The 26,728-nt window shown below is 35.8% G+C and carries 30 protein-coding genes; 26 read left to right on the top strand and 4 right to left on the bottom strand.

Features of this window, described 5'->3' with window-relative positions; all coding sequences use genetic code 11:
- From BR52_RS05845 to BR52_RS05795, 11 genes are all read left to right on the top strand, one after another.
- The gene (locus tag BR52_RS05845; protein ID WP_034570236.1) at window positions 1-984 is read left to right on the top strand and encodes a beta-ketoacyl-ACP synthase III; all 984 of its coding nucleotides are present in this window, start codon (window positions 1-3) and stop codon (window positions 982-984) included.
- Between the two features lie 54 nt (window positions 985-1,038).
- Window positions 1,039-1,269, top strand: coding sequence for an acyl carrier protein (locus BR52_RS05840; RefSeq protein ID WP_034570233.1), 231 nt, complete (start codon window positions 1,039-1,041; stop codon window positions 1,267-1,269).
- 28 nt (window positions 1,270-1,297) lie between these two features.
- Window positions 1,298-2,254, top strand: a complete 957-nt coding sequence (gene fabK, locus BR52_RS05835) for an enoyl-[acyl-carrier-protein] reductase FabK (RefSeq protein WP_034570230.1) — start codon at window positions 1,298-1,300, stop codon at window positions 2,252-2,254.
- A gap of 116 nt (window positions 2,255-2,370) precedes the next feature.
- A complete protein-coding gene (fabD, locus tag BR52_RS05830) occupies window positions 2,371-3,309 on the top strand; it encodes an ACP S-malonyltransferase (protein WP_034570228.1) in 939 nt (312 codons plus the stop codon).
- Window positions 3,306-4,043 carry a 3-oxoacyl-[acyl-carrier-protein] reductase gene (gene fabG / locus BR52_RS05825; RefSeq protein WP_034570225.1) on the top strand — a complete coding sequence of 246 codons (738 nt, stop codon included), beginning with the start codon at window positions 3,306-3,308 and terminating at the stop codon, window positions 4,041-4,043. The genes fabD and fabG overlap by 4 nt, the downstream gene beginning before the upstream one ends.
- Before the next feature lie 19 nt (window positions 4,044-4,062).
- Entirely contained in the window at window positions 4,063-5,304 is a 1,242-nt protein-coding gene (gene fabF, locus BR52_RS05820; protein WP_034570223.1) for a beta-ketoacyl-ACP synthase II, read from the top strand.
- Entirely contained in the window at window positions 5,305-5,781 is a 477-nt protein-coding gene (accB, locus tag BR52_RS05815) for an acetyl-CoA carboxylase biotin carboxyl carrier protein (RefSeq protein ID WP_034570221.1), read from the top strand. It abuts the gene before it with no gap.
- Between the two features lie 22 nt (window positions 5,782-5,803).
- A complete protein-coding gene (gene fabZ, locus BR52_RS05810) occupies window positions 5,804-6,235 on the top strand; it encodes a 3-hydroxyacyl-ACP dehydratase FabZ (protein WP_034570218.1) in 432 nt (143 codons plus the stop codon).
- A 4-nt stretch (window positions 6,236-6,239) separates the two neighbouring features.
- Window positions 6,240-7,610, top strand: a complete 1,371-nt coding sequence (locus BR52_RS05805; protein ID WP_034570215.1) for an acetyl-CoA carboxylase biotin carboxylase subunit — start codon at window positions 6,240-6,242, stop codon at window positions 7,608-7,610.
- 32 nt (window positions 7,611-7,642) lie between these two features.
- Window positions 7,643-8,521, top strand: a complete 879-nt coding sequence (gene accD / locus BR52_RS05800) for an acetyl-CoA carboxylase, carboxyltransferase subunit beta (RefSeq protein ID WP_034570212.1) — start codon at window positions 7,643-7,645, stop codon at window positions 8,519-8,521.
- Window positions 8,518-9,300: an acetyl-CoA carboxylase carboxyl transferase subunit alpha gene (locus tag BR52_RS05795; RefSeq protein WP_115588668.1), complete on the top strand. Its 783-nt coding sequence runs from the start codon at window positions 8,518-8,520 to the stop codon at window positions 9,298-9,300. Before accD ends, BR52_RS05795 begins: the two co-directional genes overlap by 4 nt.
- A gap of 33 nt (window positions 9,301-9,333) precedes the next feature.
- Here the strand turns inward: BR52_RS05795 and BR52_RS05790 are convergent, their stop codons facing one another.
- The 4 genes from BR52_RS05790 to BR52_RS05780 all read right to left on the bottom strand — a co-directional run bounded on the left by BR52_RS05790 (window position 9,334) and on the right by BR52_RS05780 (window position 12,151).
- On the bottom strand, window positions 9,334-9,621 hold the full coding sequence (locus BR52_RS05790; protein WP_034570205.1) for a hypothetical protein: 288 nt from the start codon (window positions 9,619-9,621) through the stop codon (window positions 9,334-9,336).
- 126 nt (window positions 9,622-9,747) lie between these two features.
- Complete coding sequence (locus tag BR52_RS12700; RefSeq protein ID WP_081890705.1) at window positions 9,748-9,921, bottom strand: FeoB-associated Cys-rich membrane protein; 174 nt, start codon at window positions 9,919-9,921, stop codon at window positions 9,748-9,750.
- 17 nt (window positions 9,922-9,938) lie between these two features.
- Window positions 9,939-11,924, bottom strand: coding sequence for a ferrous iron transport protein B (feoB, locus tag BR52_RS05785; protein WP_034570202.1), 1,986 nt, complete (start codon window positions 11,922-11,924; stop codon window positions 9,939-9,941).
- Window positions 11,921-12,151, bottom strand: coding sequence for a FeoA family protein (locus BR52_RS05780; RefSeq protein ID WP_034570199.1), 231 nt, complete (start codon window positions 12,149-12,151; stop codon window positions 11,921-11,923). The genes feoB and BR52_RS05780 overlap by 4 nt, the downstream gene beginning before the upstream one ends.
- A 204-nt stretch (window positions 12,152-12,355) precedes the next feature.
- Between BR52_RS05780 and BR52_RS05775 the strand changes: the two genes are divergently transcribed.
- The 15 genes from BR52_RS05775 (at window position 12,356) to yihA (ending at window position 26,661) form a co-directional block, all read left to right on the top strand.
- Window positions 12,356-13,312, top strand: coding sequence for a tetratricopeptide repeat protein (locus BR52_RS05775; protein ID WP_034570196.1), 957 nt, complete (start codon window positions 12,356-12,358; stop codon window positions 13,310-13,312).
- Window positions 13,313-13,516: 204 nt separating this feature from the next.
- Window positions 13,517-14,797, top strand: coding sequence for a trigger factor (gene tig / locus BR52_RS05770; RefSeq protein ID WP_034570193.1), 1,281 nt, complete (start codon window positions 13,517-13,519; stop codon window positions 14,795-14,797).
- 201 nt (window positions 14,798-14,998) lie between these two features.
- The gene (gene rpoD / locus BR52_RS05765; RefSeq protein ID WP_051915646.1) at window positions 14,999-16,117 is read left to right on the top strand and encodes an RNA polymerase sigma factor RpoD; all 1,119 of its coding nucleotides are present in this window, start codon (window positions 14,999-15,001) and stop codon (window positions 16,115-16,117) included.
- Between the two features lie 349 nt (window positions 16,118-16,466).
- On the top strand, window positions 16,467-17,714 hold the full coding sequence (gene clpX, locus BR52_RS05760) for an ATP-dependent Clp protease ATP-binding subunit ClpX (RefSeq protein ID WP_034570191.1): 1,248 nt from the start codon (window positions 16,467-16,469) through the stop codon (window positions 17,712-17,714).
- Window positions 17,715-17,917: 203 nt separating this feature from the next.
- Complete coding sequence (locus BR52_RS05755) at window positions 17,918-18,262, top strand: ArpU family phage packaging/lysis transcriptional regulator (RefSeq protein ID WP_034570188.1); 345 nt, start codon at window positions 17,918-17,920, stop codon at window positions 18,260-18,262.
- 248 nt (window positions 18,263-18,510) lie between these two features.
- Complete coding sequence (locus BR52_RS05750; RefSeq protein ID WP_034570185.1) at window positions 18,511-19,032, top strand: phage major tail protein, TP901-1 family; 522 nt, start codon at window positions 18,511-18,513, stop codon at window positions 19,030-19,032.
- A 77-nt stretch (window positions 19,033-19,109) separates the two neighbouring features.
- Window positions 19,110-19,544 carry a tail assembly chaperone gene (locus BR52_RS05745; RefSeq protein ID WP_034570182.1) on the top strand — a complete coding sequence of 145 codons (435 nt, stop codon included), beginning with the start codon at window positions 19,110-19,112 and terminating at the stop codon, window positions 19,542-19,544.
- Window positions 19,545-19,582: 38 nt separating this feature from the next.
- Window positions 19,583-19,870 carry a hypothetical protein gene (locus tag BR52_RS12535; protein WP_236707189.1) on the top strand — a complete coding sequence of 96 codons (288 nt, stop codon included), beginning with the start codon at window positions 19,583-19,585 and terminating at the stop codon, window positions 19,868-19,870.
- A 14-nt stretch (window positions 19,871-19,884) separates the two neighbouring features.
- Window positions 19,885-21,474, top strand: a complete 1,590-nt coding sequence (locus BR52_RS05735) for a phage tail protein (RefSeq protein ID WP_034570179.1) — start codon at window positions 19,885-19,887, stop codon at window positions 21,472-21,474.
- Complete coding sequence (locus BR52_RS05730; RefSeq protein WP_034570177.1) at window positions 21,474-22,418, top strand: phage tail domain-containing protein; 945 nt, start codon at window positions 21,474-21,476, stop codon at window positions 22,416-22,418. Before BR52_RS05735 ends, BR52_RS05730 begins: the two co-directional genes overlap by 1 nt.
- A 5-nt stretch (window positions 22,419-22,423) precedes the next feature.
- Window positions 22,424-23,527 (top strand): siphovirus ReqiPepy6 Gp37-like family protein, encoded by a 1,104-nt coding sequence (locus BR52_RS05725; RefSeq protein WP_034570176.1) that lies wholly within the window; start codon window positions 22,424-22,426, stop codon window positions 23,525-23,527.
- 8 nt (window positions 23,528-23,535) lie between these two features.
- Window positions 23,536-24,705, top strand: coding sequence for a hypothetical protein (locus tag BR52_RS05720; protein ID WP_034570174.1), 1,170 nt, complete (start codon window positions 23,536-23,538; stop codon window positions 24,703-24,705).
- Window positions 24,706-24,737: 32 nt separating this feature from the next.
- Window positions 24,738-25,139, top strand: coding sequence for a phage holin family protein (locus BR52_RS05715; protein WP_034570171.1), 402 nt, complete (start codon window positions 24,738-24,740; stop codon window positions 25,137-25,139).
- The gene (locus tag BR52_RS05710; RefSeq protein ID WP_051915645.1) at window positions 25,132-25,917 is read left to right on the top strand and encodes a glucosaminidase domain-containing protein; all 786 of its coding nucleotides are present in this window, start codon (window positions 25,132-25,134) and stop codon (window positions 25,915-25,917) included. The genes BR52_RS05715 and BR52_RS05710 overlap by 8 nt, the downstream gene beginning before the upstream one ends.
- A gap of 156 nt (window positions 25,918-26,073) precedes the next feature.
- Window positions 26,074-26,661 (top strand): ribosome biogenesis GTP-binding protein YihA/YsxC, encoded by a 588-nt coding sequence (gene yihA, locus BR52_RS05700; protein WP_034570168.1) that lies wholly within the window; start codon window positions 26,074-26,076, stop codon window positions 26,659-26,661.
- The last annotated feature ends 67 nt before the right edge of the window (window positions 26,662-26,728 follow it).

The raw sequence follows: 26,728 nt of genomic DNA, 5'->3' as shown, positions 1-26,728 counted from the left end.
ATGGAAGCAAAAATAATTAGCACTGGAAGTTACCTCCCATCAACTAGAGTTCCTAATCAACAATTAGAAACGCTAATGGATACCAATGATGAATGGATAAAATCCAGAACAGGAATTGAAGCGAGGCACTTAAGCGAAACTGAAAATACCTCAGTACTTTGTGGAAAAGCAGCAATCAAAATGCTTGATAAAGCAAACGTATCCGCTTTAGAAGTCGATTTAATTATTGTGGCAACCATGACCCCAGATTATCAGACCCCCTCAACAGCTTGTTTAGTTCAAGAATATATTGGTGCTAGGCAAGTAATGGCCTTTGATATCAATGCAGCGTGTTCAGGTTTTGTCTACGCGCTTTCAATTGCTGAGAAAATGGTGCAAAGTGGAAATTTTCGTTATGCACTTGTTCTAGGCGGAGAAGTGATGTCGAAAGTAATTGATTGGGAAGATAGAAGTACAGCGGTTCTTTTTGGAGATGGCGCAGGAGGCGTGTTATTAAAAGGAGTAAATGAAAAAAAATCATTTCTCGCTGAAGATATTCATGCTGATGGTAGTCGCGGACTTTCATTAACAGCAAGGCATTTAACGACGCAAGATCCTTTTTCAAAAACAACAGACGAGATACAGCAAAGTGATTATTTAAAAATGGATGGGCGAGCAATTTTTGATTTTTCAATCCGAAATGTGCCGGCTAGTATTCGTCAACTTGCTGAAATTGGAGAGACTCAGCTTGCGGAAGTGGATTATTATTTACTTCATCAAGCAAACTATCGAATCGTTGAAGCAATTGCAAAAAAACTAAAACTTCCGATGAGCAAATTCAAAACGAATATGCAACGCTACGGAAACACCTCTGCTGCCAGTATTCCAATTCTATTAGATGAAGTTGTTTCAGCAGGAGAATTGAAATTAGGCAGTGGACAAAAAATTGTATTGACCGGTTTTGGCGGAGGCTTGACATGGGCTTCGATCTTAATCGAGTTATAAATAAATAAAAAATAAGTACAAAAAATTAAACCAAACATACTGGAGGAAATTATTATGACATTCGAAAAAATTCAAGCAATTATTGTAGACCAATTAGGTAAAGAAGAAGAAGAGGTACAATTAACAACAAACTTCCGTGAAGATTTAGAAGCAGATAGTTTAGACTTATTCCAAATCATCAACGACATCGAAGACGAATTTGACATCAAAATCGAATCAGAAGAAGGCTTAAACACAGTTCAAGATATCGTTAACTTTGTAGAAGCTGAATTAAAAAATAAATAAACTAGAGAATAGAAAGTAGGAAACCTGCATGCAATCAGAATTATGCGAAAAACTTGGAATCAAGTATCCAATCATTCAAGGAGCAATGGCGTGGGTAGCAAATGCAGAACTTGCAAGTGCTGTTTCTAACGCTGGTGGATTGGGGATTATTGCCTCAGGACATGCACCTGAAGAAGTTGTTCGTGAACAGATCAGGCAGGCGAAAGAAAAAACAGATCAACCTTTTGGAGTAAATATTATGTTGCTTTCTCCACATGTGGAGGCAGTGGTGAATGCTGTCTGTGAGGAAGGCGTTAAAGTGGTTACCACAGGCGCTGGAAGTCCAGGGAAATACATGAAAAAGTTCCGTGAACATGGCATTATTGTTATTCCTGTCGTTGCTTCGGTAGCATTAGCTAGACGAATGGAAAAAGACGGTGCGGATGCAATTATTGTTGAGGGAATGGAAGCCGGTGGACATATTGGAAAATTAACAACGATGGTCATGGTTCCTCAAGTAGTGGATGCTGTTTCAATTCCTGTGATTGCAGCAGGTGGAATCGGAGATGGTCGTGGAATGGCAGCAGCCTTTATGTTAGGAGCCTCAGCTGTTCAGCTTGGAACAAGATTCCTCGTTGCCCATGAATGCACGATCCACCAAAACTTTAAAAATGCCGTTTTAAAAGCTAGAGATATCGACACCACGGTTACGGGTCAAATTACTGGACATCCTGTCCGTACAATCCGTAATAAACTAACGCGTCTATATGATAAAGCTGAAAAAGAAGAGACCAGTAAAGATCAACCCGATTTTGAGCGTTTAGAAGCGATTGGTAAAGGTGCCTTAAGACGTGCTGTTATCGATGGAGATATGGATGCGGGGTCAATGATGTCAGGTCAAATTGCTGGACTTGTAAAAACTGAACAGAGCTGTGAAGAAATCATTCAAGAACTAATGTCTGAATCTCAAACAGTGATCGAACAACAAAAAAAAGCCTTTATTTAAATTCATTTTAGTGAATCAATTATTCTTAAAATGAGCCTTTATTTAAAGGCTTGTTTTACTAATAGGGACAACTTTTAAGAAAAAATAACGGCACTAGATAAAAGGAGTCAAACAACATGAAAATCGCTTTTGTATATAGTGGTCAAGGAGCACAGTATCAAGGGATGGGCCAAGAACTCTATGAAAATAATCAAGTTGTAAGAGATGTTTTTCAGCATGCAAGTGATGCGCTAAAAATGGATATGACTTCTCTGTGTTTTGATGAAAATGAACAATTAAATCAAACAACTTATACACAACCTGCAATTTTAACAGTGAGCATGGCAATTGATGCCCTTCTTAAAGAGCATGGCGTAGTACCTGAAGTAGTGGCTGGTTTGAGCTTAGGAGAGTACAGCGCTTTAGTAAAAGCAGGTGTTTTAGATTTTACAACAGCTGTTCAATTAGTGAAAAAGCGTGGACAATTTATGACTGAAGCCGTTCCAGCAGGAGATGGAGCTATGAGTGCTGTAATGGGATTAGATCGAAACACCATAGAAGAAGCATGTATAGCAGCCAGTGATATCGGTGTCGTCTCTCCAGCGAATTACAATATGCCTGGCCAAATCGTCATTGCAGGATTAAAAGAAGCTGTTGCTAAAGCGACTCTATTGCTAGAAGAAAAAGGAGCGAAACGAATCATCCCTCTGCAAGTAAGTGGACCATTTCATACAGCTCTATTAAAACCAGCAGCGATGGAATTAGCAAATGAACTGGAAGCAATTGAATTTCATGAATTAAACTTACCGGTTATCAGCAATACGACAGCAAAAATAATTACTGATAAAGCAGATGTAAAACCACTCCTGACAAGACAAGTGATGTCGCCAGTTTTATGGGAAGATAGCGTTAATACAATGATTGACATGGGCGTGGACACTTTTATCGAAGTTGGACCTGGAAAAGCCTTAAGCAGCTTTATTAAAAAAATTAATCGAAATGTAACAATTTTAAATGTTGAAAATCAAAAAACGCTAGACAAAACGATTGAAACATTGAAAGGAATGAGTACATGACTTTAAAAGACAAAGCAGTGATTGTAACAGGAAGTTCAAGAGGAATTGGAAAAGCAATTGCACTTGAATTTGCAAAAAAAGACTGCAATATTGTATTAAATGGACGCAAACCAATTGCTGACACAGTAGTTCAAGAAATTGAAGCAGAAGGCGTGAGATGTCATTGCTTCATCGGAGACGTTAGTGATTTTGATTGTGCTAAACAATTGATTGATGAAACGAAGGAAGTTTTTGGCAGTGTAGATATTCTGGTCAATAATGCAGGAATTACAAATGATAAATTATTAATGCGGATGTCAGAAGATGATTTTGATTCAATTTTAAACGTCAATTTAAAAGGAACGTTTAATACAATTCGTCATGCTTCAAGCGTGATGCTAAAACAACGAAGCGGAACAATTATTAACCTATCAAGTGTCATTGGTCAAATTGGAAACGCAGGTCAAGCCAATTATGCAGCAAGTAAAGCTGGTGTTATTGGTTTAACAAAATCAGCTGCCAGAGAATTAGCGGCTAGAGGAATTACAGTCAATGCGATTGCTCCAGGTTTTATTGAAACGGATATGACAGATGAACTATCCGATAAAGTAAAAGAATTATCAAAACAACAAATTCCATTAAATCGTTTTGGAACTGTTGAAGATGTTGCAAAAGCAGCCGTTTTCCTAAGTGAAAATAAATATATCACAGGACAAGTCATCAATATCGATGGTGGCATGGTGATGAACGGTTAATGAAAGGGGCATAAAGAAGATGAATCGTGTAGTGATTACAGGAATGGGTGCAGTCACCCCTATTGGAAATTCAGTGGATGCATTTTGGGAAAGTTTAAAAGCTGGAAAAAACGGTGTTACCGAAATTACGAGATTTGATGCTTCAGAAACTGGCGTAACGTTAGCAGCAGAATTAAAAGATTTTGATGCGACGGTTTATATGCCAAAAAAAGAAACTAAACGTACAGATCTATTTTCACAATACGGAATAGCAGCAGCAGTCCAAGCAATGGAAAATAGTGGCTTAGATACAGAAAAAATAGATGTCGATCGTTTTGGCGTTATCGTTAGCTCAGGAATTGGTGGGATGAATACCATTCAAGAACAAGTGATCAAAATGCACGATCGTGGTCCACAACGAGTTGCTCCGTTCTTTGTCCCAATGGTGATTGGAAATATGGCAGCAGGAAATATTGCAATACGCGTCGGGGCAAAAGGTCTATGTACATCAATCGTAACAGCTTGTGCATCAGGAACCAATTCAATTGGCGAAGCTTTTCGTTCAATTAAACACGGATACTCTGATGTGATTTTAGCCGGCGGAACAGAAGCGACGATTTGTGAAATTGGAATTGCTGGATTTGGCGCTTTAACAGCTTTAAGTAAATCAACAGATCCTGAACGCGGTTCGATTCCATTCGATAAAGAGCGTAACGGTTTTGTAATGGGAGAAGGCGCGGGCGTTCTTGTATTAGAAGAATTACAACATGCGTTAGATCGTGGAGCAAAAATTTATGGCGAAGTCGTCGGCTATGGATCAACATGTGACGCTGGTCATATGACAAGCCCATCTGTTGATGGAAGCGGAGCTGGTAAAGCAATGATTCAAGCGATGAAAGAAGCTGGAATTGAACCAAAAGACGTGGATTACATCAATGCTCATGGAACAAGTACACCAGCAAATGACAGCGCTGAAACAACAGCCATCAAATACGCAATGGGTGAAGAAGCCCACAACGTTCCAATTTCAAGTACGAAAAGTATGATTGGACATTTATTAGGCGCAGCAGGAGCTGTTGAAGGAATCGCCTGTGTGAAAGCATTGGAAAATGACTTTTTACCGCCAACAATTGGCTTTAAAGAAGCGGATGAAGCCTGCGACTTAGACTACATTCCAAATGTAGGACGCAAGGTGGAGTCAGCTAAATATGCGTTAAGCAACTCGCTAGGTTTTGGCGGACATAACGCTGTTGTCTGCTTTAAAAAGTGGGAGGAAGCTTAAATGAATATTTCTGAAGTAAAAGAACTATTGGCTCTTGTCAACGAATCAGATTTAACGGAATTTGATTTGCAAATTGATAATACCGTTTTGCATATGAGTAAAAACGATACGCCAAAACCAAACCATGTTGAATCATTAACAGCGAGTCCTGTTGTAGAAGCAAAAATTAATGAAATAGCTAAAGAAGCGACACAGTCTAATACAACAACGATTGAATCCAAACCAGAAGCAGTAGAACTAGGTGGAACACTGATTCCTTCACCAATTGTTGGCGTTGTTTATTTGACACCTTCACCTGATCAACCAGCCTTTAAAAAAGTTGGGGATACGGTAGCTGTTGGAGAAACCTTATGTATTGTAGAAGCAATGAAACTAATGAATGAAATTACTAGCGATACTGCAGGTACCATTGCAGAAGTTCTAATTGAAAACGAACAAGTCGTTGAATACAACCAACCCTTATTTAGAATCGTATAAGAAAATCTTAGGAGGCAATTAAATGAGCATTTTAAACGCAACTGAAATTATGGAGTTAATCCCAAACCGTTACCCAATTTATTTTATCGACTATGTGGATGAGTTAATCCCAGGAGAGCACGTTGTTGCAACTAAAAACGTTACAATCAACGAAGAATTTTTCCAAGGACACTTCCCTGGAAACCCAACAATGCCAGGTGTTTTAATTTTAGAAGCATTAGCACAAGCAGGTTCAATTCCATTATTGAAACTAGATCGTTTTAAGGGAGAAACAGCCTACTTAGGTGGAATGAACAAAGTAAAATTCCGTAAAAAAGTGGTTCCTGGTGACGTTTTAAAATTACATGTAGACATCATTAAATTAAAAGAATACGCAGGTATTGGAAAAGCAGTCGCATATGTAGACGGTAAAAAAGTTTGTGAAGCTGAATTAACCTTTATCATTGGTAGATAAGCCTATGTTTAATAAAATTTTAGTAGCAAATCGTGGCGAGATTGCGGTACGTATCATTCGCGCCTGCCGAGAATTAGGTATTGCAACCGTTGCGGTTTACTCAGAAGCAGATAAAGATGCCCTTCATATGCAACTAGCGGATGAAGCCATTTGTATCGGTCCCGCTAAAGCAACAGACTCTTATTTAAATATGCAAAGTATATTAAGTGCTGCTGTTGTTACAAAAGCCCAGGCAATTCATCCTGGGTTTGGCTTTTTGTCAGAAAATAGTATTTTCGCTACTATGTGTCAAGAATGCAACATTACCTTTATCGGTCCAAAAGCCGAGACCATTGATCAAATGGGAAATAAAGCCAATGCAAGAACCTTAATGCAAGCAGCGAATGTTCCAGTAATTCCAGGTAGTGATGGTTTTATCACAGATGCCAAAGATGCTGAAGAATTGGCTGAAAAGTTAGGTTATCCAGTTATGTTAAAGGCTGCAGCTGGCGGAGGCGGAAAAGGGATTCGAAAAGTGGCAAATGCTGATGAGCTTTCACCTGCATTTAACAGTGCAAGCAGTGAAGCGAAAGCCGCATTTGGTGATGATCGAATGTATCTTGAAAAAATTATCGAACATGCCAGACACATCGAGGTTCAAATTCTTGGCGATCATTTTGGTCATGTGATTCATCTTGGTGAACGTGATTGTTCTTTGCAGCGTAACAATCAAAAAGTAATCGAAGAATCTCCATCTGTTGCAATCAGTGAAGAACAGCGACAATTACTTGGAGAAACAGCTGTAAGAGCTGCAAAATACGTGAATTACCAAAATGCTGGGACTATTGAATTTCTACTGGATCAAGATGGAAAATTCTATTTTATGGAAATGAATACACGAATTCAAGTAGAGCATCCTGTTACTGAAATGGCAACCGGAATTGATATTGTTAAAGAACAATTAAAAATTGCCAGTGGTTTACCTCTAGAAATTCAACAAGAGGAAGTCACAATAACTGGACACACGATTGAATGCCGAATCAATGCTGAAAATCCAGCCTTTCATTTTGCACCATCTCCAGGGAAAATTGATTATTTATTTTTACCAAGTGGTGGACTAGGTTTACGTGTAGACAGTGCTGTTTTTGCTGGTTACGAAATTCCACCTTATTACGATGCAATGATTGCTAAAATTATTACAAAAGGTGAAAATCGAGCAGAAGCAATTGCGAAAATGAAACGTGCATTAGGCGAATTAGTGATTGATGGCATTATTACGAATCAATATTTCCAAGAAGATTTACTAGCGGATCAACGATTCGTTGAAGGCGCGTATGATACAAGTTTCCTACAAGATATTTTTCTTGATGAGTGGGAGCAGCAACAAACGAATTAATTCTATGTACTGGAATCTAAAGAGGTGAAAAAATGAAACTGTTTAAAAAAAGACCTTTTATTCCAATCGATATCAAACCTCAAAAACAAACTCAGTTGGATGAACCGATGGTGCCAGATGGAATGTGGGCACAATGTCCAAGCTGTAAAAAAGCCATTTATAACAAAGATTTAGGGAAAGAACAAATTTGCCCAAATTGCGGTTATAATTTTAGAATTGATGCTTTTGAGCGCATTGGATTGATTGTGGACGAAAATAGTTTTGAAGAGTGGGACAAAGGATTAGCGAATACCAATCCAATGGAATTTCCAGCCTATTCAGAAAAAATTGAACGTTTACAGGAAGAAACAGGTTTAGATGAAGCTGTTGTCACTGGAAGAGCTACTATCAACAAGCAAGCATGTGTATTGGCTGTAATGGACGCTCGGTTTATTATGGGCAGTATGGGAACAGTTGTTGGCGAAAAAATCACTCGTGCTTTTGAAAAAGCAACAGAACTTCAATTGCCAGTAGTTATTTTCACTGCTTCAGGCGGTGCTAGAATGCAAGAAGGGATTCTCTCCTTAATGCAAATGGCGAAAATTAGTGCAGCAGTTGCAAAACATAGTGAAGCAGGCTTGTTGTACGTCGCAGTACTAACAGATCCTACAACAGGAGGAGTTTCAGCAAGTTTTGCCATGCAAGGAGATATTATCTTAGCTGAGCCACAAGCATTGATTGGATTTGCTGGAAGAAGAGTCATTGAACAAACCATTAACGAAGAGTTGCCAGAAGATTTCCAACGAGCAGAGTCATTATTAGAACATGGCTTTATTGATAAAATTGTGCCACGTCCTGAATTAAAGACGACGCTAGGATTGATTTTAACTCTTCATGCCCCAAAACCCGCGAAGGCAGGTGGAAACAATTGATGACTGCAAGCGAAATCGTAGCCTTAGCTAGAAAAACAACGCGTTTAACAGCGTTAGAATACATGAATTTCTTGTTTAATGACTTTATTGAATTCCATGGTGATCGTTCTTATCGAGACGATAAAGCAGTTGTTGGTGGAATTGCTACCTTGCAAAATCAACCAATTACAGTTATTGGAATTCAAAAAGGGCATAATTTAGAAGAAAATATGATGCGTAATTTTGGTTCCCCTCATCCAGAAGGTTACCGAAAAGCATTACGCTTAATGAAACAAGCTGAAAAATTTGGTCGCCCGGTGGTAACCTTTATTAATACAGCTGGTGCTTATTGCGGCGTTGAAGCAGAAGAGCGCGGTCAAGGTGAAGCCATCGCACGAAACTTGATGGAAATGAGCCAATTAAAGGTCCCTATTATTGCCATTATTATTGGTGAAGGTGGTAGTGGTGGCGCATTAGCACTTGCAATGGGAAATCAGGTTTGGATGATGGAACATACCATGTATTCCATTTTATCTCCAGAAGGTTTTTCATCCATTTTGTGGAAAGATGCCTCACGTTCTAAGGAAGCAGCAGAACTGATGAAACTAACAGCTCGTGATTTATTAGGACTTGATGTGATTGATAAAATGATTGAAGAAACAGATCAAAAAGTTCTATTAGCTCAAGAAACCATTATGCAAAATCTGAAAAATGAATTAATACTTGCTCTCCAACAATTAGGGAAACTTACGCCAGAAGAATTAGTTGAAGATCGCTACAAACGCTTTAGAAAATACTAAAAAAAGTTGTCGCAATTCATTGCGACAACTTTTTTAGTGATGAGGTGTAACTTCTGGAATTACAACCGTAGAAGATTGGTATAAGTATTTTCCATCATTGGTTTCAATTAAGATCGAGAATCTATTTTTACTTAAAAGCAATTCTCCAATTTTTTCTCTTGTATAAATTCGTCCTCTTGGAATATCATGAGGTAAGGTAATCTCAATTTTTTTCAACTCATAAAATCCACAAGCAATGGTTTCTACAAAAATTAAATTTGAGATACTTTGTAGTTCTTTTTCTTCAGCTTCAGTTAATTCATTCACATTTCCTTGATTCATCCTTATCCCCCTAAAGCAACTTAATAAAATAAGACGTAGCTAATTAATTTTACCATCAAAGATAGCGGAATGATAGTAGATAAAAAAAATCTATTTTGTTAAAAAAAACCCAAAAAATGGAATAAATTAACCATTTCTTTTTTTAGCGGCTTCCATTAATGCTTTTGCTTCACAGATAGAATCACAGCCACCACATTTTCCCTTTTTAGAATTCTTAAAGAGTTTAGTAAGTTGATAGATAGCCCAACCAAAAATAAGAATACCAATCGTCCAATTTAATAAAAATGAATAAATAGTCATGAGGTTCACTCCTTTATTTAAAAACGGAAGAGCATTCCTGTTTGGTAAATCATAAAAGAAACACCATAGGCAATTATAAAGCTTGATAGTGCAGAGTAAAATGACCAAAACCAAGAACCTGTTTCAGCCCTAATAGCCCCTAATACAGCAAAACAAGGGATGTAAAGTAAGACAAAAACCAAAAAGCTATAGGCTTGAAGAGGTGTAAAAACACTTGAAAGTTGACCGATTAAAGCAGTTTCGCCACCAACATGAAAGAGAATCAACATTGTCGAGCCAACTACTTCTTTTGCTAAAATACCGGTAATAATTGCGCTGACAGCTTGCCAACTGTAAAAACCGAGTGGAGCAAAGAAGGGAGCTAAAAAGGAGCCTATAGCTGCCATAAAGCTAGTTTCGATAGAAGAAGCTACTCCACTGAAGTTAAAGTAACTAAGGGACCAAATTAAAACAGTTCCACCAAAAATAACGGTTCCGGCTTTTTTTACAAAGCCTTTTCCTTTATCCCAAGTCCCACGCCATAGAATTGATAACTTTGGCAAATTGTATTCTGGTAAATCGACAATGAAAATTGACGAATCAGTGGTCTTAAAAATTAGGGAATAGAATTTTGCTAAAATAATTGCAACTAGTATACCTAATACATAGAGCGATAAAACAATTAAAGCCTGATTTTTTTCAAAAAATGCTGCAATAAATAAACTATAAATCGGCAATCGAGCCGAACAGCTCATAAAAGGAGAAATCAAAGTTGTGATTAAACGTTCTTTAGGTTGTTCAATTGTTCGAGCGGCCATAATTCCAGGAACATTACAGCCAAAACCAATCAATAAAGGGATAAAAGCTTTTCCATTTAGTCCCACAGATTCCATCAAACGATCCATTACTAAAGCAGCTCTAGCCATATAACCAGAATCTTCTAAAAAGGAAATGCAAGCAAATAAAACAAATATTTGAGGCATAAAGACTAAAACACCACCAACCCCTGCAATTAATCCATCAATTATTAAAGAATGGATTAACTCATTTGCTCCAATCCATGTTAGAAAAAGACTAACATTTGAAGAAAATGGGCCACTTAAAAAAGCATCGAATAAGTCAGAAAGCGGACCACCAATCCAATCAAAGGTTAACTTAAACATGAAATAAAAAATCATTAAAAATAACGGCATTCCCCAAATTGGATGGGTAGTTAGGTGATCGATTTTTTTAGTCAACGCAGTTGTTTTTTGATTTGCCTCTTTTAAAGTTGCTTTTTTTAGTAATTCTTCTATGAATTTTAAACGAACAGCGTAGACAGCATCTTCCAACGCCTGAGGATCTTTTTTCAAAGACAATAAACCTTCGTAGTGATTCGTAGCAATAAATTTTTCAATCATATTATTGCCAGCTAGGAATTGAATCATCAGCCATCGTGCAAAAATCACTTCATGTTGATAAATAGTAGTTAATAAATCTTGACCTTTACGAATGATTGCTTCAACGGGTTCTCCATAATCTAAATAAAATGATGGAGAAGTAGTAGATGAAGGTTCACCAATAAGAAATGATTTTAATTCAGCCATCCCTTTATTTGTTCGAGCATCGGTTTGAAAAATAGTAGCATGTAGTTCATTAGCTAAAACGGTTGGATTTAATTCCATATCTTGTTTTTTAACAATATCCATCATGTTTAAAACAAGTACCGTTGGTTTTCCATATTCTAAAAGTTCGATAGTGAGCAAGAGGTTGCGTTTTAACTGTGCTGCATTTAAAATATTCAGCGTTTGATCAAAAGATTCATGTAATAAAAAATGAGTAGCAACTGCTTCGTCTTTCGTTAAAGGATTTAAAGAATAAACACCAGGCAAGTCAATAATCGATACGAAAGAATGATTGATTTTCCCAATTTTTTTTTCAACCGTAACCCCGCTCCAGTTGCCCACATAAGCGTAGGAGTCAGTTAAATGATTAAAAACTGTGGTTTTACCAGTATTTGGATTTCCGAAAAGGGCAATTTTCATTGTTTGCCATCTCCTAAGAGCAGTTCTAAGGTGCGTCTGCGAATGCCAACATGTTGACCCTCACTTTCAATCGTACAAGGGCCATGAAATGGATAGCGTCGTTTAACGAAAATCACTGAACCTTCATAAATTCCAACTTCTTTTAGGCGTCGTTTCGTTAAGGCATCTAATTTTGATAAATCATAAATTGGAATCGGTTGGTTTAATTGAATTGAATGAACATTCATAGTTAAAACCTCATTTATCTAAATTTTAAGTGGAAAATACACTAATTAATTGATAGTGATTCTCATTACCATTTAGCTCATCATATCACAAATTCAAAATTTGTAAATAACTGTGAAACAAAAAAACAAGTATTCCTTTAAAAAATGCGTATGTTAAGGTAAGATAGAACAAGTTGAATTTTAATAAGAATGGTTGTGAATAAGATGGGAGAAAAAATTGATTTCCCAAAGAATTATGATTTGTATTTAAAAAAAGCGATGAGCTATTTTAAAATTGGCAATATGGAAGAAGCGATCCCATACTTTGCTAAAGCCTATCAGCTAAAAAAAGAAGATAAAATTAATACTTTTTATACAACAGCCCTTTATCAAATTGGTTCTTATCAAGAAGCAAAAGAAATAGCAGAAGAAAAATTAACCTTTTATCAAACTGAAGAGAAACTGTATGCCTTTTATACCTCCATTTTAATCAAAGCCCACTATTTTGAAGAAGCTACTAATATCATTACAAAAGAGCAACATAAAATCGGAAAACCTAAAAATCTTGAGGTTTGGGAAACACTGGCAAAGAACTGTCTAGAAGAAGGAGAAAATAAACGTTTACAAGAAGAAAAAAAACATAAACTTATTTTAAAACAATCTTTTTCGATTGGAGACAAAGCATATTCAGAACAAGCAGCCCTGATGCAGGAGTTAAAGTTGGTTCCAAAAGATATCTATATACAAGCTGCTAAAATAATGTTGTCAAATCCCTTTGTGAATGGACTTATTAAAGCCACTTTAATTGAAGGGTTAATCGCTAAAGAGTGTTCGGAAATAATTAAAATCACTTGGTTCGATGAAGAGCGTCAGATTATCCCAACTCATTTAAAACCTTTAGAAGAAAATCAAACAGTCGAAACAGTCAAGAAAATAATAGAAGAACAAGTAGCGATTCACAATCCATCGCTTTTTCAACTAATAAATGAAGAAGTTAATTTGCACGTTATTTTATTGTATCCATTTATAGAAGAAGTCATTACAATCCCTTCAATTTGGGTGAAACTCTATCAACAAAAATATGATATGGAAAAGACTATTATAATAGAAGAATCAGTCGAACAAAAAAAAATGGTTGAATGGATGAATCGATTAAATCAGCAATTATCAGAACTATTTTAAAAAGTAAAAAGCTAATGGATTTATAATAGGAAAGCAATTGAATTTATTTCAGATCCCTATATTTGATAAAATAACTTACAATTGGAAATTTATTTTGATGGATTGCTATCAATGTATTTACAAAGTTTTGCTGATAGTGTACTATTAATGAGTATGCAATAGCTAAAAAAATATGAAAACTATAGTGTTTCGGAGGGAATATACATGACTGCAAAATGGGAAAAAAAAGGCGCTAACAATGGTGTCTTAACATTTGAAATTACAGAAGAAAAAATTAAAGAAGGAATCGAGAAAGCCTTCAACAAAGTGAAAAAAAATCTTGATGTTCCAGGTTTCCGTAAAGGGAAAGTATCACGTCAAGTATTTAACAAAATGTACGGCGAAGAAGCTCTTTATGAAGATGCATTGAACGTTGTATTACCAGAAGCTTATGCTGCCGCTTTAGAAGAATCAGGTATTGATCCTGTTGACCAACCAAAAATCGATGTATTAAGCATGGAAAAAGGTCAAGCATGGGTAATCACTGCTGATGTTACTGTAAAACCTGAAGTTAAATTAGGCGAATACAAAAACTTAACAGTTGAAAAACAAGACCGTGAAGTGACAGATGCTGACGTTGAAGAAAACATCAAACAAAAACAAGCAGCACAAGCTGAACTTGTTTTAAAAGAAGAAGCTGCAGTAAACGGCGACACAGTTGTCATTGACTTTGAAGGCTTTAAAGACGGTGTTGCGTTTGACGGTGGAAAAGGAGAAAATACTTCTCTAGAATTAGGTTCAAACTCATTCATCCCAGGCTTTGAAGAACAATTAATTGGCGCAAAAGCTGGCGACGAAGTTGAAGTTAAAGTAACTTTCCCTGAAGAATATCATTCAGAAGACCTTAAAGGCGCTGAAGCAGTCTTCAATGTTAAAGTTCATGAAGTTAAAGCAAAAGAATTACCAGAATTAGATGATGAATTTGCTAAAGACATCGACGAAGAAGTTGAAACATTAGCTGAATTAAAAGAAAAAATCAAAAAAGAATTAACAGATGCTAAATTAAACGCAGCTGAAGAAGCCGTTCAAGAAGCAGCTATCCGTCAAGCAGTTGACAATGCTGAAATCGTTGAATTACCACATGTAATGGTGCATGATGAAGTTCACCGTCAAATGGACCAATTCTTAAATGATATGCAACGTCAAGGTGTATCTCCAGAAATGTACTACCAATTAACAGGTACAACAGAAGAAGATTTACACAAACAAATGGAAGCAGATGCTGATATTAGAACTCGTACAAACCTTGTTCTTGAAGCGATTGTTGCAGCTGAAGGTTTCGAACCAACTGAAGAAGAAGTTGAAAAAGAAATCAAAGAATTAGCTGAACAATACAACATGGAAGAAAAAGCTGTCCGTGCTGCTCTAAGTGTTGACATGTTAAAACATGATATCTCAATGAAAAAAGCAATTGACACTATTACTGAAACAGCAGTAGAAAAATAAGCTGACTGTTCGTTGCCCTTGCTACTACTTGTTAGTAGCAGGGCTTTTTTAGGTGAATTTTAAATTATTTATAATTTTCTAGTTAAAATTGTTGCGTTGCTGAGAGAATGACGTATACTATATAGATGTAGTCATTTGAAATTCGTTTTAAGGTGCAATAAGTAACTATAAAATGAATGAATAATCGAAGGGGGCTTTTCGTTGGCTAAAACAGATAAAGAGACAAAAAAATTAATCGAAACGGCAACACAAAAGATTATTAAAGAAAACAAACTAAAAGCAATGGTGCACATTGATATTTTAACAAATGAAGTGGCAATCCCATTTACTTTAGATGCTGAAGAAATCGATAATTTGATTCAAAAAGTAGAGGATGCTGGTGTAAGTGTTGTTGGAGACGATGGCGGCCCAACAGATCGTCAAATCCTTGCAACTGAAAAGAAACGCAAAAAAGATAAAGAAAAAGAAGAAGAATTAGCTGCACCGATTGGTGTCAATGTTGATGATCCCGTTCGTATGTATTTAAAAGAAATTGGACGCGTAAAACTACTGACAGCAGATGAAGAAGTTTCATTAGCAAAACGAATCCAAGATGGCGATCCTGAAGCAAAACAAGCTTTAGCGGAAGCAAACTTACGTTTAGTTGTAAGTATTGCAAAACGTTATGTAGGACGTGGAATGCAATTTCTTGACTTAATTCAAGAAGGTAATATCGGTTTAATGAAAGCTGTTGAAAAATTTGATTATACAAAAGGCTTTAAATTTTCAACCTATGCAACTTGGTGGATTCGTCAAGCCATTACCCGCGCAATCGCTGACCAAGCTAGAACGATTCGTATTCCTGTTCATATGATTGAAACAATCAACAAATTGATTCGTATTCAAAGACAGTTATTACAAGACTTAGGTCGTGAAGCAACGCCAGAAGAACTTGGGGCTGAAATGGATTTAACTGTTGAAAAAGTGCATGAAATTTTGAAAATTTCTCAAGAACCTGTTTCTTTAGATACGCCAATCGGTGAAGAAGATGATTCTCAATTAGGTGATTTTATTGAAGATCAAGGGGCTGCAAGTCCAGAAGAGCAAGCTTCCTATGAATTATTAAAAACTCAAATTGAAGAAGCACTTGATACATTGACAGATCGTGAGGAAAATGTGTTACGTCTTCGTTTTGGTTTAGAAGATGGCCGCATTCGTACACTAGAAGAAGTTGGTAAAGTATTTGGTGTGACGAGAGAACGTATTCGCCAAATCGAATCAAAAGCACTTCGTAAATTACGTCACCCAAGTCGTTCAAAACAATTAAAAGATTATTTATAAAAATAAGAAGAATGACCTTTTGGAATAGTTCGCTTTCCAGAAAGTCATTTTTTTCTTAATTACCATCCAAACTAGTAAAAATAAACGAAAAAAGCATAGCAAACTCACTGATAATAATGTAAAATTAAGGTTAAAGTAAGTTTGATAGTTTCAAACAAAAGTAGTTTAATTAGATAAGTTATTAAAAATTGATGAATTCTGACTAAAGTTAAAAAACCAAACAAAAATAGTTCTCATTTTTAAAGATTTGTGCTAAGATAGAGGATATTTAAAGAATCTCATTGGATTAATAGCAAAAAAGTCTGTTACTATTAAATAGATGTAAATGAGAATTGAGGTGGATGAAGCGATGTTTAACGATGAAGAAACAAAAGGCCCAGTCAATTGTTCTTTTTGTGGGAAATCACAAGATCAAGTCAAGAAAATTGTTGCTGGTCCAGGAGTATTTATATGTAATGAGTGTATTGAATTATGCAAAGAAATCATTGATGAAGAATTCAATGAAACAAGTTTAGGCGAATTTTTAGATGTACCTAAACCACAAGAAATTAGAGCGATTTTAAATGATTATGTTATTGGTCAAGATCAAGCTAAGAAAGCTTTATCTGTGGCGGTGTACAATCATTATAAACGTGTCAACCAATTGAATACAGAAGATAGCGATGTTGAACTGCAAAAAAGCAATATCTCACTAATTGGACCAACAGGTTCAGGTAAAACCTTTTTAGCACAAAGTTTAGCACGTATTTTAAATGTACCATTTGCCATTGCAGATGCAACGAGTTTAACCGAAGCAGGTTACGTAGGAGAAGATGTTGAAAATATCCTATTGAAACTAATGCAAGCGGCAGATTACGATGTAGAACGAGCTGAAAAAGGCATTATATACATTGATGAAATCGATAAAATTGCTCGTAAAAGTGAAAATGTATCGATTACCAGAGATGTAAGTGGTGAAGGGGTTCAACAAGCCTTGTTAAAAATCTTAGAAGGTACGGTTGCAAATGTTCCACCACAAGGCGGACGTAAGCATCCTCATCAAGAATTTGTCCAATTAGATACAAGCAATATTTTATTTATTGTAGGTGGAGCATTTGACGGAATCGAAGAAATCGTTAAAAATCGTATGGGAGAAAAAGTCATTGGTTTTGGTTCAAGTTCTAAAAAATTAGACGAAACTCAAAGCGTGATGCAACAAATTGTTCCCGAAGATTTACAAAAATTTGGCTTAATCCCAGAATTTATCGGACGATTGCCAGTTATGGCAGCTCTTGAAAAATTAACGGAAGACGATTTAGTTCACATTTTAACGGAACCTAAAAATTCACTAGTGAAGCAATATAAGAAATTATTTGCATTAGATGAAGTTGAATTAGAATTTAAACCTGAAGCTTTAAAAGCCATTGCTAAAAAAGCAATAGAACGCAATACCGGAGCACGTGGGCTACGTTCTATCATTGAAAGTATTATGCTTGAAATCATGTTCGATTTACCAAGTCGTCCTGAAATCAACAAATGCGTTATCACTGAAGATACCGTTTCTGGTTCAGGAAAACCTGAACTTTATAATGTTGAAGGTGTCGTTGTAGGTTCGTAAACCAAAGAAGAAGTTGACAATCGTCGACTTCTTCTTTTTTTTGATTAAATAAATAATATATGCATATAAAAAAATAAGTCTATCGAAAATAAAAAAATTCAAATTTGATGATATTTTAGTTGCGAAAAGAACAAACGTTCGGTACAATAGAAATGGAAACGCGGTTCGACAACATACCCTCAATAATACTAAGTGGTGATAAAATGGGAGAAATCATTGTAGACAAAGAAACGAGAAAGCGAGTGGATCAACTATTAAAAAAAATACCAAAGCTAACAGCCATGGCAAGGCTAGCCGAACAAATATCAGGAGATACGCTATTAAATAGCCGGTTACAAAGTGCAAAAGACGAGCTTGATAGTATCAAAGCAGTTATTGCTTCCATTCCTGATGAGGATCAAAAAGAAATTATTACCAAACGCTATTTGATTCAAAATAATTACGAAACGGATATTCAAGTTTACATGGATTTAAATATGAGTGAATCTTATTATTACCGCATGAAGAAAGAAGCATTTGAGATACTAGCATTTTTATGGGGATTATAATTAAATGAAATAAAGGATATAAAAAGAAAGTTGATTCTCTGGACTAGAATCAGCTTTCTTTTTATTTTTTGCGGTTAAAAGAATTGTGAAAGAGAAAAAAGAAAACCAACAGAAAAGAAAAAGAAATACGACAGAACGAACGTTCGTTTTCAGTCTATACTTAGGTTGTTGAAGGGCAGGAGAAATGAAGCCTAACAATATCGTTCTCGAGACGAACAACTAACTATAAACGAAAGAAGGAATAAATTATGACAGTTCAACCAATTGAAGGAAAAAAAGTCGTCTATTTAGTACAAGCAACAAATGCAGCAAAAGGAACTAAAGCATTATTACCAGGATTTCAAACAGAAGGAACTTGGACTCGTGAGCACGAAGCACTGGACGAACAAACAAAATCAGGTCGTATTTTAGGCTATGGAGCTAAAACAGAAACCTTTGAATTGACCTTATATTCTGCACCAGGTGATGGTGGTCAAGAAGTAATCACAGATGCTTATGACAACGAAGGGCAAGTTAAAGTATGGCGTGTCGAATTATCTGAGAATTCAGATGGTTCTTATCCAGCTCGCTTTGGCTATTCCATTATTCAAAGTGTCGCCATTTCAGATGCGGATAGCTTTGCAGAATTAACGGTTACCTTACCAGTAATTGGCATAACGCAACCAGGCACGCTAGCAGATATTCCGGAAGAACTATTAAATTTAGCTTTATATGGCTTTGAAAAACCAGGTGAAAAAACAGGTGAACTAGGAGCTACGCAACCAGAATAAATCTATCAGATGCTCTTTAAATAGAGCATCTACATTTCAATTCGTACATTTCATAAAAAGAGAAAAGAGGAAAAGATATGTTTACAATCGATTTAAAAAAGAAATCTTATGAAGTGAAGGGAAGTTTACGTTTTGCTCGCGATATTGAAACAAATTTATCAACACAACAAGACGGAATCAACCAATTAAATGGGATGGCGTTGCTTTACATGGGGTTGCAAAGCGACTCAATCAACGCGCTACTAAATTTTCTTTATTACGGAATTAAGGCAAGCGAGCGACCAAGCATGGATATTATTGAAGACTCTTTAGATGAAATGCTAGCAAAAGATGAAGACGCACTAGAAAACTTATTCTTAAAAGCAATTGGGGTACTTGAAACAAGCGGTTTTTTCGCAAAAATGAAAAAAATGCTGATGGAAAACTTGAAAAACGATCCCAACAACAAGGAATTAGCCAAGCAAATGGAACAAAAACGCAAGAAGGCCATTTCTCTACTCTCCCAATCATAGAAGCCTGTTTTCAGCAAGGTATTACAGATATTGAACCAATGTTGGAATTAACGCTAGTCGAGTACGAAGCCGCGTTACGAGGGATGCAGTTAAGGACCATTGATCAATATGAATTTATGGCAAAATCAGCGATGGCCAATCGCTATGCCCACCATGCAAAACATGCAAATGAGCGAAAAATTTTTGATAAAAACAAAGCTTTAAGAAGTTTGAATCATCATGGAAATCAAAAAACACCGAATAAACAGATGTTACAGCAAGCGAATAAAGCTTTAAGTGATTATCAAGTGAAATTTACGGTTGAAGATGAGGAAAATAAAGTATAGAAAGGAGGAAGGATATGACTTTAAATTTAAACGAATTATCAGGAAATTTAACAGAAATTTTACAAAATACTAAATTAGTAACGAATGATTTTTCATCCATGGCAAGTGTTGCAACAGAAATTGTAACCCCTTTTTCTCAAGTGAAAACAGCTTTAGGAGAAGTTGCAGGATTTGCTAGTTCCATTGGTGATATTTTCAGTGGAAATGTGGGAATTGTTGATGGGTTATCTCAAGCAATCGATGGTATTTCAACTAGTGCCCAAAATATTGGACAATCTGCGGATGGATTTTTAACAATGAAAGATAATCTTGTTGGATTGAAAGACATGGCAGGAGTAACGGGTTCAGACTTTATGGACCTTGGATCGAAATTAAAGAGCATTCCCACGCCTAATTTTTCAGCAATAATGCCGCTGTTTTCTGCATTGGGAACAGCTGTGATGGGAGCAGCGACGAGTGTGTGGGCGTTAATTTCACCATTTTTAGCAATCGCCTTACCAATCATCGCAGTTGTTGCAGGTATCGCCTTATTAATGAACCATCTAGGAATTTTCTCCGATATTAGTAAAGTATTTAGTGGTGACATGAGTTTGGGAGAATTTTTTGTAACTTTAAAAGATAAATTATTTGGCTTTGTATCAGGTATTGTTGAAGCCATCCCGCAAATTATTGAAAATGGGAAAAATTTAATTGTTTCGTTTATTCAAGGGATTGCTGAGAAAATACCCGAGGTTATCGCAACAGGATTAAATATGCTTGTTAGTTTTATTGGCACAATTTTAGCAGCAGTACCTGGGTTGCTTAGTGCAGGAGTAACGTTACTAATAAATTTTATTAATGGATTAATGACGATTATCCCGACTGTATTAGCCACAATAATTACACTAATGGTCTCTTTTATTGCAGCAATATTGTCCGCATTGCCTCAATTGATTTCAGCAGGAGTCTCAATTTTAATGGCTTTGATTGGAGGAATTGTGACAGTTATTGCAAAATTAATTGTAATTGGAGCTGATTTTATTCGAAATATTATTTCTGGAATTGGAGAGTTGATAGGACAATTAAAAAGTAAAGGCTCTGAAATGTTAGACAAAGTTAAAGAAGGTCTAACAGGTAAAATAGCAGATATGTTAACAATTGGTCAAAATATTATTCAAGGTTTAATTGACGGAATTGCTAAAATGAAAGATGCGGTTGTTGAAAAAGTGAAGGAAATTGGGAACAGTATTTTAGGAGGAATCAAAGGCTTATTTAAAATAAAATCGCCTTCTCGTGTAATGAAAAGCTTAGGTGCTTATATGTCAATTGGTCTTGCTAAAGGGATTGAAAGCGAAACGGATAAAGTGAAACGGGCAACGGATCACCTAGCGAATGCAGCAAAAATCGATCCAGATGATTTAAAAGCTAGCTTATCCGATATGCGGAGTATTTCAACACCATTTTCATTTTCAAATATGATTGATCCCAATAGAATGGAAGCAACTAATTCTGCTGGGTCAATTTCAAACAATCAAACTATTCAATTCAATCAACCGATTGCAAGACCTTCAGAGGTGCTACGCAAAATGCGTCAAGCGAATCAAGAAATGGGGTGGAGCATGTAATGGAGTGCGAAATATACAATAAAGCAATGCAATCAAAATTAATGATTAACGATTACGTTACGGAAATGTATCAAACAGAAGGACAGCCGAAGGGAAATTACTTTTTTATCAAATTGGATGGACTTGGTGAAGTCGAAGCTGATCGTCATACGATGGATTCAAATCGAGATGGAACGATTTTTATTGAAAGTACACTAGCAGAACGTGATATCCAAATTGAATTGATTATGATTGCCGACGAGTTTAAATCAATGGAAGAGCTGCGTCGGGAAATGAGTAAAATGCTAAATCCAAAATCAGGAACATTAGAACTTCGTTACAAAGAAGACGAACGAAGCTATCGAATTGATGTTCAAAGTGCACACGTGCCTACTTTTACAACAGATGGTTATTTAAGTAAAAAAGCACAACGTGTCACGCTTGATTTAATTGCCTCAGATCCATTTTGGTATGCTGTTGAAGATGAGATTCATTATTTATCAAATTGGGAACCAAATCTGGAATGGGAGTTAGAATTTCCGATGACGGGAGCGAGTGAGTTAGGAATTGAATTGGAACGCTTTAATGGTGATCAGCTGGTGACCTTGGTCAATGATGGCGATGAAGCCACAGGAATGGAACTTTATCTAACAGCCAGTGGAGATGTTAAAAATCCTGGAATTATTCGAGTGATGGCAGATGGTACGATGACTCAAAAAATGAAATTACTCACAACTATACACGCAGGAGACCTCATTCGCATTACAACATCTGTTGGAAACAAACGCATTGAAAAGTGGAATGACACCCAACAATTTTGGGAAAATATTTTTAATACACTTTCATTAGATAGTCAGTTTATCCAATTGGACATTGGAGAAAATTATCTGCGTTATCAAACGGAAAGTCATGCGGATCAATTAGAAATTAAAGTTCATTATCGACTTCGTTATGTGGGGGTCTGATTAAAATGATTTTATGGTTAATAGACCAACAACTTAATCGCATTAACGCAATTGAAAATTTTAACAGTCTAGTGATTACAAAACGCTACTCAGAAGTGAGCGAGTTTGAATTGCATTTGCCAATGACAAAGGAACACTTAAAATTGATCCAAAATAATGAGCTTATTTTAGGGAATATTTTAGTGAAATCGGGTGAAAAAACGGGTTATTTAATTGAAGAAATCAGTCCCAATTTCCAACGAGAAGCTAGTGAAATTGTCATTAAGGGTCGTGATTTACGGGCTTATTTAGAACGAAGAATCTTATTAGGAAATCAACATTACAAAGATACACCACAAAATTTAATCAGAAAATGGTTAGATGAATCAATTATTAATCCAGTAGATCCTGTACGTAAAATGAAACAATTTAAAATAGGTTCGATACCAGAAACAAATAATTCTATAAACATTGAAACGAATTACCAAAATTTACTGGAATTAATCAGCCTAGTTTGCAAAGAATTTCAATTGGGATTTGAGGTTCAATTAGATTTAATCAATCGTGAACTAATTTTTATATCCTATACTGGAAAAGATCGCGGAAGTGAACAACAAACGAATAGCCCGGCCATTTTTTCTCAATCTTTTGAGAATATATTACAACAAACGATTGTACTAAATGGGATAGATGCAAAAACGACAGCGATTTTGGAATATGAGCGGGAAGAAAAAAACTATATGTTAGAGGTCACTGATGGAACGTCAGATATTTCAAGAAGAGAAATCTACGTTGACGCAAAAACAATAGGCAAGCCTTCTGCTGAAAATCCAATTTCTATTGAAGAACAACAAGCGCTTGTGAAACAAAAAGGTAATGAAACGCTTTTACAATATAGCTTTATTCAATCAATGGAAGCAGATGTGGTAACAAATGGTAATTTACGTTATCAACAAGATTTTGATTTAGGAGATAAAATTACAGTTTTAGTCAATGAATTAGATTTCAAATTAGAAACACGAATTGAATGTGTAGAAGAAGTTTATGAAGAAAGTGGACTTGAAGTACGATTGACCTTTGGAAATAAAATTCCAACATTAGTGGATAAAATTAAGAGGAAAGGCAAGTGATGAACTAAATGGAACAAGGATTATTTTTCCCTTCAAAAAATGGGGATCGTAAATACAAAGCAAGTGATTTTACTGGTTATTTTTCAAAACTATTTTCAAATGGAGTTTTTAGTAATAACAGCAAAAACTTACAAGTTATTGCTTCAGCAACAAATGGATTGTCATTAATCGTTGAAGCGGGTTACGGAAATATCAATGGTTACCTGTACCAATTATCAGAGCCAAAGACGGTGGTATTTAACATTGCGGATGTTTCTGGAACGGCTAAAAAAGGTTCTGTTGTATTGCGAATGGATTTGACGGAGCGTAAGATGACTGTTGAAGCGAAGGGGACGGATGACTTAACCCGAAATGCCACTGTCTATGAATTGATGCTCGCACGTATTTTAATTCCAGGTAATGGCAAACCAATTACGCAAGGAATGATTCAAGATACCAGAGGAGACGGGAATGTTTGTGGTTTTGTGAGTTCATTAATTGATATCGATCCAACCACTTTGTGGACTCAGTTTGAGACTGATTGGAATGAATGGTTGACTGAAATTAAAGGTACCGTTGGAGATGATGCGGCGGCTAATTTGGCATTAGAAATTGAAAAGATAAAAAATGAAAAGTACAGTAAACAAGGCGGAGTTATTGAGGGAAATGTTGAAATAAAAAGTAAAGCAATCGGTTCGCTATTGACAATACGCTCAACAAATGAATCCAATTTTTCAAATACTTTTATGAGTTTTTATAAAAATTCGATTAGAAAAGGTTGGTTTGGTTTCGGAGAATCTACGAATGATACTTTAACAATTTCTAATGAAGCAGGAAGTGACATTAATTTTCAAACTACAGGAAATGGAAGGTTAATGTATAAATCGAATGAAATTGAAGTTAAAAATGATACAGGTTGGATATACAATAAAGGAATGTATTATCGTATTAAAAATTCAATTTGCTATTTAAAAGGTCTTGTTAAACTTCCAAAAGCTTCTGTTCATGCGCCAGTTCAGGTGTTTACATTGCCGGATAAGTATATTCCAGATAATAATTTATTTATTACTTTACATGAGAATGCTGGACAAAACACCGCCAGATTGCAATTTAATGGGGATGGAGGGATTTATGTAATTGGAAATGATAGTGCAACAGCTGATTATAGCTTTGATAGTGTGAGTTGGTGCTTGGATTAAACTTAGTAATTTATAAAAAAAGGAGGGAACCTATGCAGCTAATTAACCATCTATTAGAATCACTATTCGGTGGAGGCAGTCCAGTATTATCTTTATACATGTCTGCCCTGGCCATCGATTTAATTACAGGTTATTTAAAAGCTCTAAAGCAGCACAATTGGCGATCAGCTATTAATGTAGAAGGTTTATTGATTAAGTTCGTCACCTTCTTTACGATTATTTCAGCAGGAATTATCGATGATTTAGCTCCATTAATGAACATTAGCATTCCAATCAATATCGCTTTTTGGTGGACCATTATTATCACACTCTATGAATTAGGCAGCATTTTGGAAAACATCAGTGAAATGGGCGTCAACGTTGGATTTTTAAAAAAATATTTAGGCGTTTTGCAAGATCAGGTCGAATCGGATGAGGAGGGAAAAGATGAGTAAAGTCGAATTTTTTTTAAATGAAATCAAAGCAGGTGCAATTGCGGGCTGGCACAAATATGGTATTTTACCAAGTGTCACAGCGGCACAAGCTGCACTAGAAAGTGCTTGGGGAACTAGCCAATTATCATTAGCTCCAAACCACAATTTATTTGGTATTAAAGGAAGTTACCAAGGGCAATCAGTTCAATTTCCAACATGGGAAGTCATCAATGGACAAAATGTGACCGTAAATGCAACCTTTAGAAAATATCCAAGCTGGTCAGTTTCTGTTGAAGATCACGGTTCCTTTTTTCACGAAAATTCACGTTATTCAGGTATTATTGGCCTAACTGATTTTGTGGCTCAAGCTAGAGGAATTAAAGCAGCTGGTTATGCGACGGATCCACTATACGCAGACAAATTAATTGCAACGATTGAAGCCAATGGGTTAACGAGTTGGGATCGACTAGCTTTATCAGGACAAGCAGAAACGATTGAAGAAAAGCAAACAAGTTATACCGTTCAATTAGGTGACAATTTAAGTTTGATTGCAAAAAAATTTCAAACAACAACAGAGGAGTTAGTAAGAATCAATCATATTTCAAACCCTAATTTGATTTATCCAGGACAAGTTCTTCAATTAAATTCTACTATAAATAAAACATACACTGTTCAATCAGGCGATGCCTTGTCATTAATTGCTATAAAATTAGGTATTTCAATGGAGCATTTAATTCAAAAAAATAATATTGCTAATCCAGATTTAATCTATGCAGGACAAGTGTTACATTATGACTAGAGACAACGGAAGGATTCTTTAAAAAGAGTCCTTCTAGTTTATACATAAGTCAAGAAACCTCTAACGAATTTAACAAAATCCTTAGAAAGAATATCATATCTCGCGTATCTATGTTAAAATAATGAAAGAATTTAAAAAGAGATGGAGATTGAAAAAATGGATGTGCATAAAGCAGATATCGTTATAAGTGCAGTTTCACCTGCCCAATACCCAAGCACAGGACTGCCTGAAATTGCTTTAGCGGGGCGTTCAAATGTTGGGAAATCATCTTTTATTAATCGGATGATTAATCGTAAAGGGTTAGCTAGAACTTCTGGCAAACCAGGAAAAACACAAACGCTAAACTTTTATATTATTGAAGAACAATTTTACTTTGTTGATGTACCTGGCTATGGTTACGCAAAGGTCTCAAAAACAGAACGTGCTAAATGGGGTCAAATGCTTGAAACTTATTTGACACAACGAGATACTTTAAAAGCCGTTTTGTCAGTTGTTGACTTGCGTCATGCACCAAGTAGTGAAGACGTTCAAATGTATGAGTTTTTAAAATATTATGAATTGCCAGTAATCGTGGTAGCAACGAAAGCCGATAAAATCCCTCGTGGCAAATGGAACAAACATATCAAAATTGTAAAAGATACATTGAATTTTGACGAAAATGATGAATTTATTATGTTCTCATCAGAAACCGGAGAAGGCAAAGAAGAAGCCTGGAACGTCATTGAAAAATATTTAGATTTGTAAGCACTTGTTAGTTTAAAACCTGAAACAATTAAGATTTTTCTTAGTTGTTTTTTTAAATGAATTAAAA

The organism is Carnobacterium divergens DSM 20623 (genome assembly GCF_000744255.1).
Lineage (GTDB): Bacteria > Bacillota > Bacilli > Lactobacillales > Carnobacteriaceae > Carnobacterium > Carnobacterium divergens.
This window is presented reverse-complemented; position numbering and strand designations above follow the sequence as displayed.